We start from the raw sequence: 14,118 nt of genomic DNA, 5'->3' as shown, positions 1-14,118 counted from the left end.
CCGGTCAGGAAAGCACCTCGGCACGTGGCGCGTTGACCGGGGTCACGTACGCACGCGCCTCGAACCCGGCCTCGACGAACGCCCCGCGCATGGCCGGGGCCGCGGCATCGGCTTCCGCCTTCGAGGCGAACCAGGCGAACACGCTGGGGCCGCCGCCGGAGATGCTGGCGCCGAGCGCCCCGTTCGCGAGCGCCGCCTCCTTCACCTGCGCGAAGCCCGGGATCAGCGGTGCGCGCCGCGGCTCGACCAGCACGTCGTGCAGGCCGTCGCGGATCAGCGCCGCGTCGCCGCGCTGCAATCCGAGCAGGAACTGGGCCAGGTGCGAGGTCTGCTCGACCACCGTGTGCAGCGGGTAAGGCTCGGCGAGCACCGCACGCGAGCGTCGCGTCTCGAGCATCTGGTCGGGGTGCACCACCACCGCGTGCAGCCAGTCCGGGGCATCGAGGCGCAGCGCGCGGGTGGCGGTCGCCAGCGCCACGCCACCGAGCAGCATCGGCGCGACGTTGTCGCCGTGGCGGCTGCCGCTCGAGATCGATTCGCCGGCGAGCGCGCACCCGTACAGCGCTTCGCGCGGCAGCGGTGCATCGAGCAGCGCGTTCGCCGCGACCAGCGCAGCCACGCAGGATGCGGCCGAACCGCCCAGCCCGGAGCCCAGCGGGATGCCCTTGTCCAGGGTCAGGGCGAAGCCGAACGGCAGCGCCAGCGCCTGGCGCAGCGCGATCAGTGCGCCGCCCGCGGTGTTGCGCGCGGGCTCCAGCGGCAGTTGCTCGACGCCGGCGATGGTGCCGTGGATCGCCTCGATGCGCACCACCGGCTCGTCGATCCGGTGCACGGTCGCCACGTCGCGCGGACCGTCGACCGCGTGGCCCAGCAGGTCGAAGCCGACGCCGATGTTGCCGACGCTGGCCGGCGCGAACGCACTCGCGGATGTCCTCATGCGTGCGCGCCGATGCCGTTGCTGAGCGAATGCGCGATCGCCAGCACGTCGCCGAACACGCCGGCCGCGGTGACCTGCGGGCCGGCGCCCGGTCCCTGCACCACAAGCGGATTGCTGGCGTAGCGTGCGGTGGTGAACTGCACCAGGTTGTCGGTCAGGCGGGTGTGGCAGCAGACGTGCGCGGCCGGCAACGCGACCACGCCGACGCGGGCGCCGTTGCCGCGCGACAGATGCGCGATGTGGCGCAGGGCCAGCCCGCCTGCGTTGGCCTCGTCCAGGCGCGCCTGCATCGGCGCATCGAGCTCCTCCAGCCGCGCCAGGAATTCGTCGCGCGATACCTCCTGCAGGTGCGCGGGCACCAGGCTTTCGATCGCCACGTCGTCCAGCGAGAGTGCCTGTCCCGCCTCGCGCGCGAGGATCACCAGCTTGCGGGCCACGTCGAGGCCGGAGAGGTCGTCGCGTGGATCGGGTTCGGTGTAGCCGAGCTCGCGTGCCTCGCGCACCAGTGCCGAGAACGGCCGGCTGCCGTCGTAGCTGTTGAACAGCCACGCCAGCGTGCCCGAAAGCATGCCGTCGATCGCCTCGAGCTCGTCGCCGGTATCGAGCAGGTTGCGCAGGGTCTGGATCACCGGCAGGCCGGCGCCGACCGTGGCCTCGTACATGAAGCGGGCGCCGCCGTTGCGCTGGGCCTCGCGGATCGCGACATGGCGCGACCAGTCGCCGCTGCCCGCATGCTTGCTGGGCGTGACCACGTGGATGCCGGCCGCCAGCCATTCGGGATAACGTCGCGCGATCGCGTCGCTGCCGCTGCAATCGACGATCAGCGCATGCGGCAGGTGCTCGGCGCGAACGTGCGCGGCGAAGGCGTCGGCATCGAAGGCCTGGGTGGTCATCCCGGTCAGGCGCGCGACCGCTTCGTCGGGATGGATGGCGAAATGGTCCAGCGCCATGTAGCCGCTGTTGGCGATGCCGCGCAGGCGCAGGTCGACCTGGGAGGCGGCCCGCAGCTTCGGCAGCACCGCCGCCATCTGCGACAGCAGCGCGCGGCCGACCTGTCCCGGGCCGATTACGCCCACCGACACCGTCTGCGGCGACAGCCAGAACGCGGAGTGCGCGGCGCGCAGCGCGCGGGTGGCATCGGCATCGGCGATGGCGACTGAGATATTGCGTTCGCTCGCGCCCTGCGCGATCGCGCGGATGTTCACCCGCGACTGCGCCAGCGCCGCGAACAGCCGCGCCGCCACGCCGGGCATGCCGACCATGCCGTCGCCGACCGCGGCGAGGATGGCGATGCCGGGAGTGACGTTCACCGCCTGGGTGCGCGCGTCGGCCATGGCATCGGCGAATGCCGCCTCGACGGTGGCGCGCGCATGCTCGACCTGGCTGGCGCGTACCACGCAGCAGATCGAATGCTCGGACGAGCCCTGGGAGATCATCGTCACCGAGACGCCGGCCCCGTGAAGCGCGGCGAAGAGTTTCTCCGCCGTGCCCGGCACGCCGACCATGCCGTTGCCCACCAGCTCGAGCACCGCCATCTCGCGGACGATCGTGAGACCCTTGACCAGGCTGTCGTCGTCGCCATGCTCCAGCCGCTCGACGATGCGGGTGCCGGGCGCGGATGGGTTGAGGGTGTTGCGGATGCACAGCGGGATGCCGCGCGACTGGACCGGCGCCAGGGTCTGCGGATGCAGCACCTTGGCGCCGAAGTAGGCCAGTTCGCAGGCTTCGGCGTAGGTCATCGACGGCAGGCACACCGCATCGGGCACCAGCCGCGGGTCGGCCGACAGCACGCCGTCGACGTCGGTCCAGATCACCAGCTCGCCGGCGTCGAACAGGTTGGCGAAGATCGCGGCGGAGTAATCGCTGCCGTTGCGTCCGAGGGTGGTGCTGCGGCCCGCCAGGTCGCGGGCGATGAAACCGGTGACCACGACGCGGATGGGCTGGTGGCGGGCGCGCCAGTCGGCGAAACGCTCGCGCGAGGCATCCCATTCGACGCCGGCGCCCATTTCGCCCGGATGCACGACCAGCACCTCGCGCGCATCGAGCCTTTGCCAGCCGGCGGGCTCGCCGCCGAGCGCCGCCTGCACCAGGCGCGAGGACACCAGCTCGCCGAGGCCGTGCACCTGCGCGACCAGCGGCGCGGTGTCGCCGGTCGCGGACGCCAGCGCCAGCAGGTCGTCGCGCAGGCCGTCGAAGTCGCGGGTGACCGCATCGCGCAGGCCATGACGGGAGGAGGGGTCGATCGCGTCCGCGGCCAGCAGGTGGCGCTCGCGCAGGACGGACCAGTCCGCGCTCCAGTCCTGGCCGCAAGCGGCCTGGGTTGCCATCGCGACCAGGGCGTTGGTGGTGCCGGCCATCGCCGAGACCACGACCACGCGCACGTCCGCGCCATCGTCGACCAGTGGTGCCAGGGACAGGATGCGGATGGCGTCGGCGACGCTGCTGCCGCCGAACTTGTGGACGCGGGTGGCGGTCGCCGGGTGCAGCGCGGCGAGCACCGACGAGGCAGCTGAGGAAACGGCATCGCCAAGGGTCTGGGACGGCGCGGACGACATGCTGGGGAAGCTCCGGTTGGGGCTCCGCGTCCGGTCGGGTGGGAAGCCGTGCGGCCCGCACCCGGATCGGGTGCGGAGCGGCGTGGTGATCAGTCCTGCACGCGCGTCCGCACCCCGGTCCGAATGGTACCGGTGGTGGCGAAAATCGTCGCAACCGCAACCGCAACCGAACCGCGGCGTGCGGCGTCGGTGCGTATGGCGGCGGTGGCGGCTGCGTTCGGCATGGCCGGCATGAATACCGGACAATGATGCGGCGCGTCAAGGCGGCAATTCGCTTGCGTCGGCAACCATCGCCGGGCGCACGCCGCAGCGTGGCGATGGCCGGAACGGCCCAGGCCGGCGTCCACGGGCGCAGCAAGCGATCCGGCACCTCCCGCGGATGCCTGCAGCCGCGCCTGCCTTGCGCGTCGGTGGGGTCGCAGGCGGGTGGCGCGCGGCGCGCGGCCGGAGTCTAATAGACAGTGAAGCGGGGGTACCCGCCGCCGGCATGCCGGCGGCAGGTTGAGACAGTCCCTTCGAACCTGATCCGGTTCAGACCGGCGTAGGGAAGCTTCGCCACGGCACCCGTCACGCCGTTGCGCCTTCGCTTCGTTCGCGGCCTGCGAATCCCTCGCGGCCGGCGTACCGGACGATGCCGATGAACGCAGTGCCCGCCTCGCTGATCCAGCAGACCGACCATTTGTCCGGGTCGGTCACCAGCCCGATTCCCGGCTCGCGCAAGATCTTCGTCGAAGGTTCGCGCGCCGACCTGCGCGTGCCGATGCGCGAGATCGCCCTGGCCCAGACGCCGACCCTGTTCGGCGGCGAGGACAACCCGCCGGTCACGGTGTACGACACTTCGGGGCCGTATACCGATCCGGAGGCGCGCATCGACCTGTCGCTGGGGCTGCCGGCGCTGCGCGCGCGCTGGATCGCGGAGCGCGGCGACACCGAGGCCTTGCCGTCGCTGAGTTCCGAGTTCGGCCGCTCGCGCGAGAACAACGCGAAGCTCGATGCCGTGCGCTTCCCGAACCGCCTGTTGCCGCGGCGCGCGAAGGCCGGCGCCAATGTCAGCCAGATGCATTACGCCAGGCGCGGCATCGTCACGCCGGAGATGGAGTTCGTCGCCATCCGCGAGAACCAGCGCCTCGACGCGGTGCGCGATGCCGGGCTGCTGGTCCAGCATCCGGGCGAAAGCTTCGGCGCGAGCATCCAGAAATTCATCACCCCGGAGTTCGTGCGCGACGAGATCGCGCGCGGCCGCGCGATCCTGCCCAACAACATCAACCATCCCGAAAGCGAGCCGATGATCATCGGCCGCAACTTCCTGACCAAGATCAACGCCAACATCGGCAATTCGGCGGTGAGTTCCGGGATCGCCGAGGAAGTGGAGAAGCTGGTCTGGGCGATCCGCTGGGGCGGCGACACGGTGATGGACCTGTCCACCGGCAAGCACATCCACGAGACCCGCGAGTGGATCATCCGCAACTCGCCGGTGCCGATCGGCACGGTGCCGATCTACCAGGCGCTGGAAAAGGTCGACGGACGTGCCGAGGAACTGACCTGGGAGATCTTCCGCGACACCCTGGTCGAGCAGGCCGAGCAGGGCGTGGACTACTTCACCATCCACGCCGGCGTGCTGTTGCGCTACGTGCCGCTGACTGCGAAGCGCGTGACCGGCATCGTCTCGCGCGGCGGTTCGATCATGGCCAAGTGGTGCCTGGCCCACCATCGCGAGAGCTTCCTGTACGAACATTTCGAGGACATCTGCGAGATCATGAAGGCCTACGACGTGGCCTTCTCGCTGGGCGACGGCCTGCGCCCCGGCTGCATCGCGGATGCCAACGACGCCGCGCAGTTCGGCGAGCTGGAAACGCTGGGCGAGCTGACGAAGGTCGCGTGGAAGCACGATGTCCAGACCATGATCGAAGGCCCCGGCCACGTGCCGATGCAGCTGATCAAGGAGAACATGGACAAGCAGCTGCGCGAGTGCGGCGAGGCGCCGTTCTACACGCTCGGGCCGCTGACCACCGACATCGCGCCCGGTTACGACCACATCACCAGCGCCATCGGCGCGGCGATGATCGGCTGGTTCGGCACCGCGATGCTGTGCTACGTGACGCCCAAGGAGCACCTGGGCCTGCCCAACCGGCAGGACGTGCGCGACGGGATCATGACCTACAAGATCGCCGCGCATGCCGCGGACCTGGCCAAGGGCCATCCCGGCGCGCAGGTGCGCGACAACGCGTTGAGCAAGGCGCGCTTCGAGTTCCGCTGGGAAGACCAGTTCCACCTCGGCCTGGATCCGGAGAAGGCCAGGGAATTCCACGACGAGACCCTGCCCAAGGACGCGCACAAGCTGGCGCACTTCTGCAGCATGTGCGGCCCGCATTTCTGTTCGATGAAGATCACCCAGGACGTGCGCGACTACGCCGCGGCGCAGGGGATGGACGAGGCGCAGGCGTTGCGGGCCGGGATGGAGGAGAAGTCGGCCGAGTTCCGGGAACAGGGGGCGGAGGTCTACCGGCCCGGCTGACGCCTGGGCGGGCCGGCCCGGCGGCGCGCCCGGACGGGTGTCCGGGCCACCCGGTGCGCAGCGGCCCGGGATCGCAGGCTTACTGGGGGTCCAGCGGTGCCGTGCGGGCAGCGGCCATATCGCCCGATCCGCGTCCTCACGGGCCGACCGAAAAAAAAGGCGCCGCGGAGAAGCGGCGCCAGGATTCGAACCGGGAGAGAGAGCCGATGCGAGCGTGCGGAACGTTGTCTGTGGGCACAGTCTGGCCGACGTTGGTTCAACGGGGTGTGCACGGGAGGTGCAGCCGGTGTGCACAGGTTGTCGGTTTTCCGGCACGCGGTCGCCGCCCGTCGGGCGCCGCGTGCCGCCCGTAGCCCCGGCGAGCACGTTCATCCGGCGTAGCCGGCTGCGTGCTAGCGTCGTCCCGACAGACAGGAGGGATTGGCCATGAAAGCGTTCCGCGTCTCGACTTGGGTGGTGGGGCTGGCGGTCGCCCTTCTGCTGGCGGGCTGTGCCACCGGTCCACGCATCAGCACCGAGGCGGATCCGGAGGCGGATTTCAGCCGCTATCGCAGCTTCGGCTTCTACTCGCCGCTGGCGATCGAGAAGGAAGGCTACAGTTCGGCGGCCAGCGAACGGATGAAGGCGGCCGCGCGCGCGCAGATGGAGGCGCGTGGCTACGTCTTCACCAGCGAACAGCCGGACCTGTGGCTCAACATCAACGCATACGCGCAACAGCGCACCGATGTGAGCTCCATGCCGACGGTGGACTACGCCTACTACTACAGCTACCGCGCGCGCGGCTACTACGTGGTGCCGTACTGGCGCGATCGTACCGACGTCTATCGCTACACCGAGGGAACGCTCAACGTCGACCTGGTCGATGCTGCGCGCAACCGCCTGGTGTGGGAGGGCATCGCGGTCGGCCGCGTCTCGCGCGGGAAGGATCCTGCGGAGCGCAACGCCCGCATCGACAGCACGATGGCCGAGATCTTCGCCGAGTATCCGTATCGCGCCGGCTCGGTGCCGGCACCGCAATAGACAAACGTATCGATGGGTCCGCCGTGCGTCGCGCACGGCGGACCCGCGTTCCGTAGACGGATCCGCCTGATCAGCGCCGGTTTCTGCGCGCCTGACGTTCGTACTCTTCCGCGCCGATGGTTTCAACCGAGCGTACGCTGCAGCTCGCGTTGCTTGTGCGTACCGACGTTTCCTGCGGACAAAGCTGGTTGAGCTGCCCCTGTGTTTCGATTCGAATCTTCGAACTGCGCGCGACGGCGTCGCAATGGCCGGCAAACTGGACCCTGTAGTGGGCGTCCCCGTCCTTGAGCAGGAACTGTTTCCCGGACACGCGCGTGCCCTGGTGCCCGGCCGAGAGCGCAACGCATTCGGACAGTGCCTGCGTTTGCCTCGCCTCCACAGGCAGCAGGTGCGCGGCGAACAGCAGTGTGGCGAACGGGATGGCGATGGCTTTCATGACGTGACCTCTTGTGCGTGGCGGGTGTGGACCACGCGAGCAAGGCTACGGACCGCATGCGTGCCGCGAATCTGCTGCAAGTGCAGGTGACCTGCGTCAGGCGTTCACGCCAGACGATGCAAGCCCGCCACTCCCGCAACGCGGTCGAGGCCTGGCGTGACCGGTCGTGCGGCGGCTGCGTGATGCGGACGGTTTCACCTGGGCCGGATGCGATCCCGGGCGCGCGGTTGCGTGTCCGGACGCGAATCCCGACCGGCGCCACGGATGGGTGCGCAAGGCGTGCGCCGGCGCACGTCGGCGCGCGGCGAAGCCAGACCAATGACACATGCGCGCGATCGGCGTTGGTGCCACGCTTCATGCAGGTACTGCGATGAATGGACGGGCGCCGGCGACCCGGATCCGTGGACACGGGAATGCACGACGACACCCAATCCGTTTCGAACCCTGGCTGCACGCGGCTGCCGTCCGCGGTCGCGCGCCCGTGATCGCGGCCACCGCCCCGCGGCTTCGCGTCCTGGACTGCGAGGTCGACACGATGCGGCGCATGGTGTCGCGGCCGGATGGCGGCGAACCGCTGCGCATCACCGTCAAGGCGATGCAGGTACTGCTGGTGCTGGTCGAACAGCGCGGCACGGTGGTCGCGCGCAGCACCCTGCTCGAGCGCGTTTGGCCGGACACGATGCCGACCGACGACGTCGTGACCCAGGCGGTCGCGCAGTTGCGCAAGGCCTTCGGCGACGACCGCGATGCGCCGCGCTACATCGAAACCATCGCCAAGGCCGGGTACCGGCTGATCGCGGAGGCGCAGTGGCTGGCGGAAGACGTGGACCCGGTTGCACCCGCCTTGGCGCCGCGAGCCGCGGCGTCGTTGCCGCAGCCCGACCATGACGCCGGTGAAGGTGCCGACGTGCCGGCACCGGCGGCGGAGCCGCGCCGCGCACCACGGATCGCCTGGCCGATACTGGCACTGGCCGCCGCGGCCCTGCTGACGGTGGTCCTCGCGCTCTCGAAGCGCTCCGTGGTCGATGCCGCGCCGATCGAGGAGCAGGCCGGTCCGCAATCGGCCGCGCCGGACGTCGCGTACCGCGCGATCACGTCGACCCCCGGCCAGGAGCGCCTGCCGGCCCTCTCGCCGGACGGCGAGACGGTCGCCTTCGCGCGGACCGGCGCGCAGGGCGAGGGAAGCTCGCTGATGCTGCAGTCGGTCGCGCAGGTGTCTGCGCGCAGCCTGACCGCGCCCGGGCCGGGACACTCCGACGTGATGCCGGTCTGGTCGCGCGATGGCGCGCGCATCGCGTTCGTGCGCGTGTCGCAGGGCGACTGCCGGGTCATGGTGGTCGCTGCCGCCGGTGGAGAGCCGCGGGAGGCGGGTCCCTGCCTCCGGCAGGCGTATTCGATGTTCGACTGGACGCCGGACGGACGCGGGATCGTGATGGGCGGTTTGCGCGCGCCGGAGGATGCCAGCGCGCCGCTGCAGCGGCTCGACCTCGCCAGTGGCCGTTGGCAGGCGCTCGAGTACGGCATCGCCGACGGCGACGTCGACCTCATGCCCCGCTACTCGCCCGACGGACGCTGGCTGGCGTTCCGTCGCAACCTCTCGCTCGCCGACCTGTGGCTGATGCCTGCCGCGGGGGGCACGCCCCGGCGCCTGACCCACCTGGGCGGCGACATCCGCGGCTGGGACTGGCTGCCCGATGGCAGCGGACTGGTGTTCAGCCACGTCACGAGCGAAGCCGGCCTGTATCTCTACCGGCTCGCGGACGGTTCGATCGAACCGCTGCCGACGTTGTCGACCGGCAACGCGGTGCATCCGGACCTGGCCGCGCGGGCGTGGTCGATGGTGTTCGAGATCGACCAGTCGCGCAGCGGCCTGTTCCGCGTCCGCATCGACGGCGACGCGCGCGAGCCGCCGATCGAACCGGTGTTCGAATCCAGCGGCGTGGACATGCTGCCCGCGGTCTCGCCCGACGGCCGCACCCTGGCCTTCATTTCCGACCGGACGATGGCGGTCCAGCTGTGGCTGGGCGAAGTGGGGCAGCCGGCCACGCTGCGCGCGATCGAGGGGCTGCGCCCGGTCCCGCGCCACCTGCCGGTGTGGTCGTCCGATGGCCGGACCCTGCTGGTGCTGGGCAAGACCGCCGGAGGCGACCGATTGTTCGAGGTGGATGTCGGCGGCGGGGTCCAGTGGCTGGACGTTCCCGACGCCCATCCCGTGTTCGCGGCCTACACCGGCGATCCCGACCGGTTGCTGGTGGGCGTCGACGGCGGCCAGGGCCGGATCCGCCTGGTGCTCTACACGCGCGGCGACTGGCGCGAGATCGCGTCCGTGGACGACGTCGCCGTGGCCCGCTACGACGCGACCGGCGGCGACATCTACTTCACCCGGCCGTCGAAGGTCGGGCTGTGGCGCGCCGATCCCGCGTTGCGCGAGATCGCCCGGGTCTCGGCGGATGACCCGACCCCGCAACACTACCGGCACTGGGGCGTGTTCGGAGGACGGCTGTTCTACAACGGGCCGGGCGGCGGCTGCGCGACCAGCTGGCGGCCGCTGCTCGAGGCCGGGAGCGCGGGCGCCTGCGTGTCGCGCGACGGTGGCGCGATCGCCGGCTCGCCCAGCGTCGACGGCGCCGGCGAGTGGTTGTACCTGGGACTGCCGATGTCGCAGAACATCGACATCGGCTGGGCCGCCCTGCCGCAGGGCCTGCGCGTACCTCGCTGATGGTGGCAGGTCTCCCCGAGGCATGGCGAAAGTCATGGTTCCGGCATGCGATGCATGACTTTCGGATGCGCGGCGGCGCAATCTCGGCAAAATTTCGGCGTTCGTTCCTGTGTTTCGGACCCGAACGGGTCAAACAGGTGGCCAGACTCCCCCAAGGAAATGGCCATGCAGATGCAAACCACCTGGAGCGATCGCGGTACCGCGCTCGAACTCGCCGCTCGAACCGGATGCGATGAAACACCGGCCCTGATGCTGCTCAGCCGCGGCGGCAGCCTGGTGGTCTCGACCCCGGTCGCCACGCTGTGGCTGGTGCTGCGCGGCGAAGCCGAGGTCGAGTGCCGGGAGGGCCGTTTCGAACTCGGCCGCGGCCAGTGGCTGTCGCTCGAACGCGACGCCCGTCCCACGGTCTACGCCGGCGCCGGCGCGCTGCTGGTGGGCATCGCCATGACCGCGTCGATGCAGACGCAACTGCACCAGTCGGCGCAGGTGGTGGTGTTCCCCGGGCTCGGCGGAGTCGCGCGTGGCGTGCGCTCGGATGCGCTGCGGCTGTGGCGACGCTGCGCGGCGTTCGCGCGCAACGAAGCGGCGCTGCGCGAGGTCGACCGCCACCTGCTCGGGCAGGTGCTGCGCCTGCTCGCCGCACAGCAGCACGCGTACCGGGAGATGGTCGATCGCTGCCCGGGGCGCTCGCTGCGTCGCAAGCGCCAGGTGTTCAGCCGGATGCAGCGCGCCTGGCTGCACATCGAGGGCCACCTCGGACGCACGGTGCGCATCGCCGAGCTGGCCGAGCTGAGCAACGTCTCGGTCTGGTATTTCACCAAGACCTTCCACGCACTCTACGGCGAGGGTCCGCAGGCCGCCTCGGCGCGCCTGCGCCTGCGTTCGGCGGCGAAGCTGCTGCGGCGCACGCGGCTGTCGGTCAGCGAGGTCGGAGCGGCCTGCGGCTTCGAGAACAACTGCAGCTTCTCGCGCGCGTTCCGTGCCCAGCACGGGATGCCGCCATCGCTGTACCGGCTCGCCAACGCGAACGGACGGACAGGAAACGCAAACACACCCGACATGGCGCGCCAAGCAAGCGCGGGTTGAGCTCCGTAAGGTCTCGGGTGCGTTTAACGCACCCATAACGATTATTCGGAGAGTACCCATCATGACATCCAATTTCGGGCTGCCGGGCTGCCGGTTGGCGGCGCTTTCGTTCGGCATCGCCTGCGCGCTGCCGGCGATGCCGGCGTTCGCACAGGACGCGGCGAGCGAGGGCACGCAGACCCTCGACCGTATCCAGGTCACCGGTTCGCGCATCACGCGCGCCGACATCGAAGGGGCGAACCCGGTCACCGTGATCGACCGCGCGGCCATCGACGCCAGCGGCAAGGTCTCGGTGTCGGATCTGCTGCGCGACACCACGTTCTCCTCGTTCGGCAACTTCCGGCCGCGCTCGGGCAGCTCGGCGCAGGCGGTGGCAGACGTCGACCTGCGCGGCATCGGCTCGGACCGCACCCTGGTGCTGATCGACGGCCGACGCGCCCCGTACGCGCCGTCCACCGGCACCAACGCCGACCTCAACACCATCCCGCTGGCCGCGGTCGAGCGCATCGAGATCCTGTCCGACGGCGCCTCCGCGCTGTACGGTTCGGACGCGATCGGCGGTGTGGTCAACATCATCCTGCGCCGCGACTTCGAAGGCGCCGAGCTGCGCTACGGCCGCGGTACGCCGAAGGTCCAGGGCGGCGACACCGAGGAGGCCTCGGTGGTGTTCGGCACCTCGTCCGATCGCGGCAGCCTGCTGCTCGGCGCCTCGATGAACTCGCGCGACATGGTGTTCACCCGCGACCAGATCGGCGGCGACGTCCGTGGCGGCTCGATCTACGGCAACAACTTCTACTTCGAGAGCGAGACCGAGCCGGGCGAGGAAGGCGCGGCCGGCGGCGCGTTGCCGGGCTACGCCTGCGACGACCCGAACTTCTGGCGCAACGGCGCCAACTGCGTGTTCGACTTCAACGCGATCGCCGCCAACGAGGCTTCGGTCAAGAACAAGTCGCTGTTCGCCCGCGGTACCTGGCAGATCAACCAGGACTGGTCGGTCTATACCTCGGCCAGCTACAGCGCCGCCGACAGCTTCGGCCGTTACGCGCCGACGCCCGGCGTGCTGTTCGTTCCCGAAGGCACGCCCAACGACCCGGTGCCGGGCGACGGCCTCGGCGCCTTCGTCTACCACCGCTACGCCGCGGCCGGCAACCGCGACAACTTCGTCGACAACAGCGTGGTCGACTTCAACTTCGGCTTCAACTGGCAGGCGACGGAACGGCTGTATGTCGATTTCGGCCTGCGTCGCAGCGACGCCAGCTTCAAGGAGATCGGCCGCGGCTACATCGTCACGCCGCTGGCCGAGGCCGCCGCGGCGAACGGCTCCTACAACCTGTTCGACCCGTTCGGCAATTCCGAGGAAGTGATCAAGGGATTCACCGCCACCACCAGCCGCGACGGCAGGTTCGACGTCGAGGAACTCTACGCCAATGCCACGCTCGACCTGTTCCAGATGGGCGGCGGCAGCTCCGTGCTCGCCTTCGGCGCGGAATACCGTACCGAGGACTACGCCGACATCTACGACTCGCTGTCGGAGGCGGGCGTGGTCGCCGGTTCCTCCGGCAACTCCGCCGCGGGCGATCGCGAGGTCTACGCGGCCTATGCGGAATGGCTGTTCCCGGTGGTGGACACCTTCGACTTCACCCTGGCCGCGCGCTACGACCGCTACAGCGACTACGGCAGCGATGTCTCGCCCAAGATATCGGCACGCTGGCAGCCGCTGGCCAACCTGACCTTCCGCGCCTCCGCCGGCGAAGGCTTCCGCGCACCGCCGCTGACCTTCATCTATTCCAAGCGCGCGTTCTCCGCCGAACAGGTGCAGGACTTCCGCACCTGCGTGGCGACGGGCTTCACCCCCGCGCAGTGCGGCGGCGACGCCAACAACGACAACATCGCCGACGGACCGGAGGACGAGGACGTCGTCTCCTACCAGGTCGACAGCTATTCGAGCGGCAACCTCGCGCTCGAGTCGGAGAGTTCCAGGCAGTACAGCATCGGCATGGCCTGGGACGCGACCGACTGGCTGAACCTGACGCTCGATTACTACAACATCGAGATCGAGGACCGGATCCGGCAGATCGAGTTCCAGGAACTGGTGAACTTCGACAACGCCGGCATGCCGCTGCCTGCCGGCACCTCGGTGCTGCGGCGTGCGAACGGTTCGGTGAGCGAGATCAACACCGCGTTCGCCAACGAAGGCGACCTGGAAACCAGCGGCCTGGACCTGAACCTGCGTACCCGGTTCGACCTCGACGCCGCCGGACGGCTGGAGAACTGGCTGCAGGTCGCGCGCGTGCTCGACTACACCGTCACCGACGGCGAAACGGTCAAGGACCGTCTCGGCTGGGTCACCGCGCCCGACACCCGTGCCAGCCTGCGCAACACCTGGAGCTGGGGCGAGTTGAGCGCCAACTGGAACGTCAACTACATCGGCGACCAGCAGAACCCGGGCACGGTGCCGGCCTTCGGCTTCCTGGCCGGCGGTGCCAACACGCGCGTCGGCAGCTACACCACCCATGACGTCTCGGCGAGCTACGAGATGCCCTGGAACGGTACCGTCACCCTCGGCGTGAACAACGCCGGCGACAAGTACCCGCAGCTGGTGGGCTTCGAGAACCGGCCCTGGAACTTCGATCTGTACGACGCCTACGGCCGCACGGTCTACTTCCGCTACGCGCAGAGGTTCTGATCCGGCGTCGCCACGGCGATCCGTGATGCGTCGAACCGAAAGCCCCCGGTCCCGGGGGCTTTCGTGTTTTCGCGACCACCTGCGTCCTGCCCGGCGCCAGAAGGAGCCGGCAGCACGGGGGTGCCATCGCGGGCCGAACGGATACGGTTGCCGGGCTCCCGGGT

7 protein-coding genes, 1 pseudogene and 1 riboswitch are annotated in these 14,118 nt (G+C 69.9%); of the genes and pseudogenes, 5 read left to right on the top strand and 3 right to left on the bottom strand.

Annotated elements, in window-relative coordinates:
* Nucleotides 1-4: 4 nt before the first annotated feature.
* Together FZO89_RS06995 and thrA are read right to left on the bottom strand one after the other, a co-directional pair.
* On the bottom strand, nucleotides 5-937 hold the full coding sequence (locus tag FZO89_RS06995; RefSeq protein WP_149102569.1) for a homoserine kinase: 933 nt from the start codon (nucleotides 935-937) through the stop codon (nucleotides 5-7).
* On the bottom strand, nucleotides 934-3,492 hold the full coding sequence (thrA, locus tag FZO89_RS06990; RefSeq protein ID WP_149102568.1) for a bifunctional aspartate kinase/homoserine dehydrogenase I: 2,559 nt from the start codon (nucleotides 3,490-3,492) through the stop codon (nucleotides 934-936). Before thrA ends, FZO89_RS06995 begins: the two co-directional genes overlap by 4 nt.
* A 458-nt stretch (nucleotides 3,493-3,950) precedes the next feature.
* Nucleotides 3,951-4,058: riboswitch (TPP riboswitch) on the top strand.
* Nucleotides 4,059-4,129: 71 nt separating this feature from the next.
* Between thrA and thiC the strand changes: the two genes are divergently transcribed.
* Nucleotides 4,130-6,007 carry a phosphomethylpyrimidine synthase ThiC gene (thiC, locus tag FZO89_RS06985; RefSeq protein WP_149102567.1) on the top strand — a complete coding sequence of 626 codons (1,878 nt, stop codon included), beginning with the start codon at nucleotides 4,130-4,132 and terminating at the stop codon, nucleotides 6,005-6,007.
* Between the two features lie 426 nt (nucleotides 6,008-6,433).
* Nucleotides 6,434-7,027, top strand: a complete 594-nt coding sequence (locus tag FZO89_RS06980; RefSeq protein WP_149102566.1) for a DUF4136 domain-containing protein — start codon at nucleotides 6,434-6,436, stop codon at nucleotides 7,025-7,027.
* 70 nt (nucleotides 7,028-7,097) lie between these two features.
* Here the strand turns inward: FZO89_RS06980 and FZO89_RS06975 are convergent, their stop codons facing one another.
* A complete protein-coding gene (locus FZO89_RS06975) occupies nucleotides 7,098-7,463 on the bottom strand; it encodes a hypothetical protein (RefSeq protein WP_149102565.1) in 366 nt (121 codons plus the stop codon).
* Nucleotides 7,464-8,007: 544 nt separating this feature from the next.
* On the opposite strand from FZO89_RS06975, the gene FZO89_RS06970 reads away from it, so the two are divergent.
* From FZO89_RS06970 to FZO89_RS06960, 3 genes and pseudogenes are all read left to right on the top strand, one after another.
* Entirely contained in the window at nucleotides 8,008-10,182 is a 2,175-nt protein-coding gene (locus FZO89_RS06970; protein WP_187471068.1) for a winged helix-turn-helix domain-containing protein, read from the top strand.
* A 45-nt stretch (nucleotides 10,183-10,227) separates the two neighbouring features.
* Nucleotides 10,228-11,184 (top strand): annotated as a pseudogene (locus tag FZO89_RS06965) (helix-turn-helix domain-containing protein); the annotation flags it as partial.
* Between the two features lie 145 nt (nucleotides 11,185-11,329).
* On the top strand, nucleotides 11,330-13,954 hold the full coding sequence (locus FZO89_RS06960; protein ID WP_149102562.1) for a TonB-dependent receptor plug domain-containing protein: 2,625 nt from the start codon (nucleotides 11,330-11,332) through the stop codon (nucleotides 13,952-13,954).
* The last annotated feature ends 164 nt before the right edge of the window (nucleotides 13,955-14,118 follow it).

Source organism: Luteimonas viscosa (assembly GCF_008244685.1).
Taxonomy (GTDB): domain Bacteria; phylum Pseudomonadota; class Gammaproteobacteria; order Xanthomonadales; family Xanthomonadaceae; genus Luteimonas; species Luteimonas viscosa.
This window is presented reverse-complemented; position numbering and strand designations above follow the sequence as displayed.

Coding starts and splice junctions, on each gene's coding strand:
- FZO89_RS06980 (WP_149102566.1), top strand. CDS start 6,434: ATGAAAGCGTTCCGCGTCTCGACTTGGGTGGTGGGGCTGGCGGTCGCC.
- FZO89_RS06960 (WP_149102562.1), top strand. CDS start 11,330: ATGACATCCAATTTCGGGCTGCCGGGCTGCCGGTTGGCGGCGCTTTCG.
- FZO89_RS06995 (WP_149102569.1), bottom strand. CDS start 937: ATGAGGACATCCGCGAGTGCGTTCGCGCCGGCCAGCGTCGGCAACATC.
- thrA (WP_149102568.1), bottom strand. CDS start 3,492: ATGTCGTCCGCGCCGTCCCAGACCCTTGGCGATGCCGTTTCCTCAGCT.
- FZO89_RS06975 (WP_149102565.1), bottom strand. CDS start 7,463: ATGAAAGCCATCGCCATCCCGTTCGCCACACTGCTGTTCGCCGCGCAC.
- thiC (WP_149102567.1), top strand. CDS start 4,130: ATGAACGCAGTGCCCGCCTCGCTGATCCAGCAGACCGACCATTTGTCC.
- FZO89_RS06970 (WP_187471068.1), top strand. CDS start 8,008: ATGGTGTCGCGGCCGGATGGCGGCGAACCGCTGCGCATCACCGTCAAG.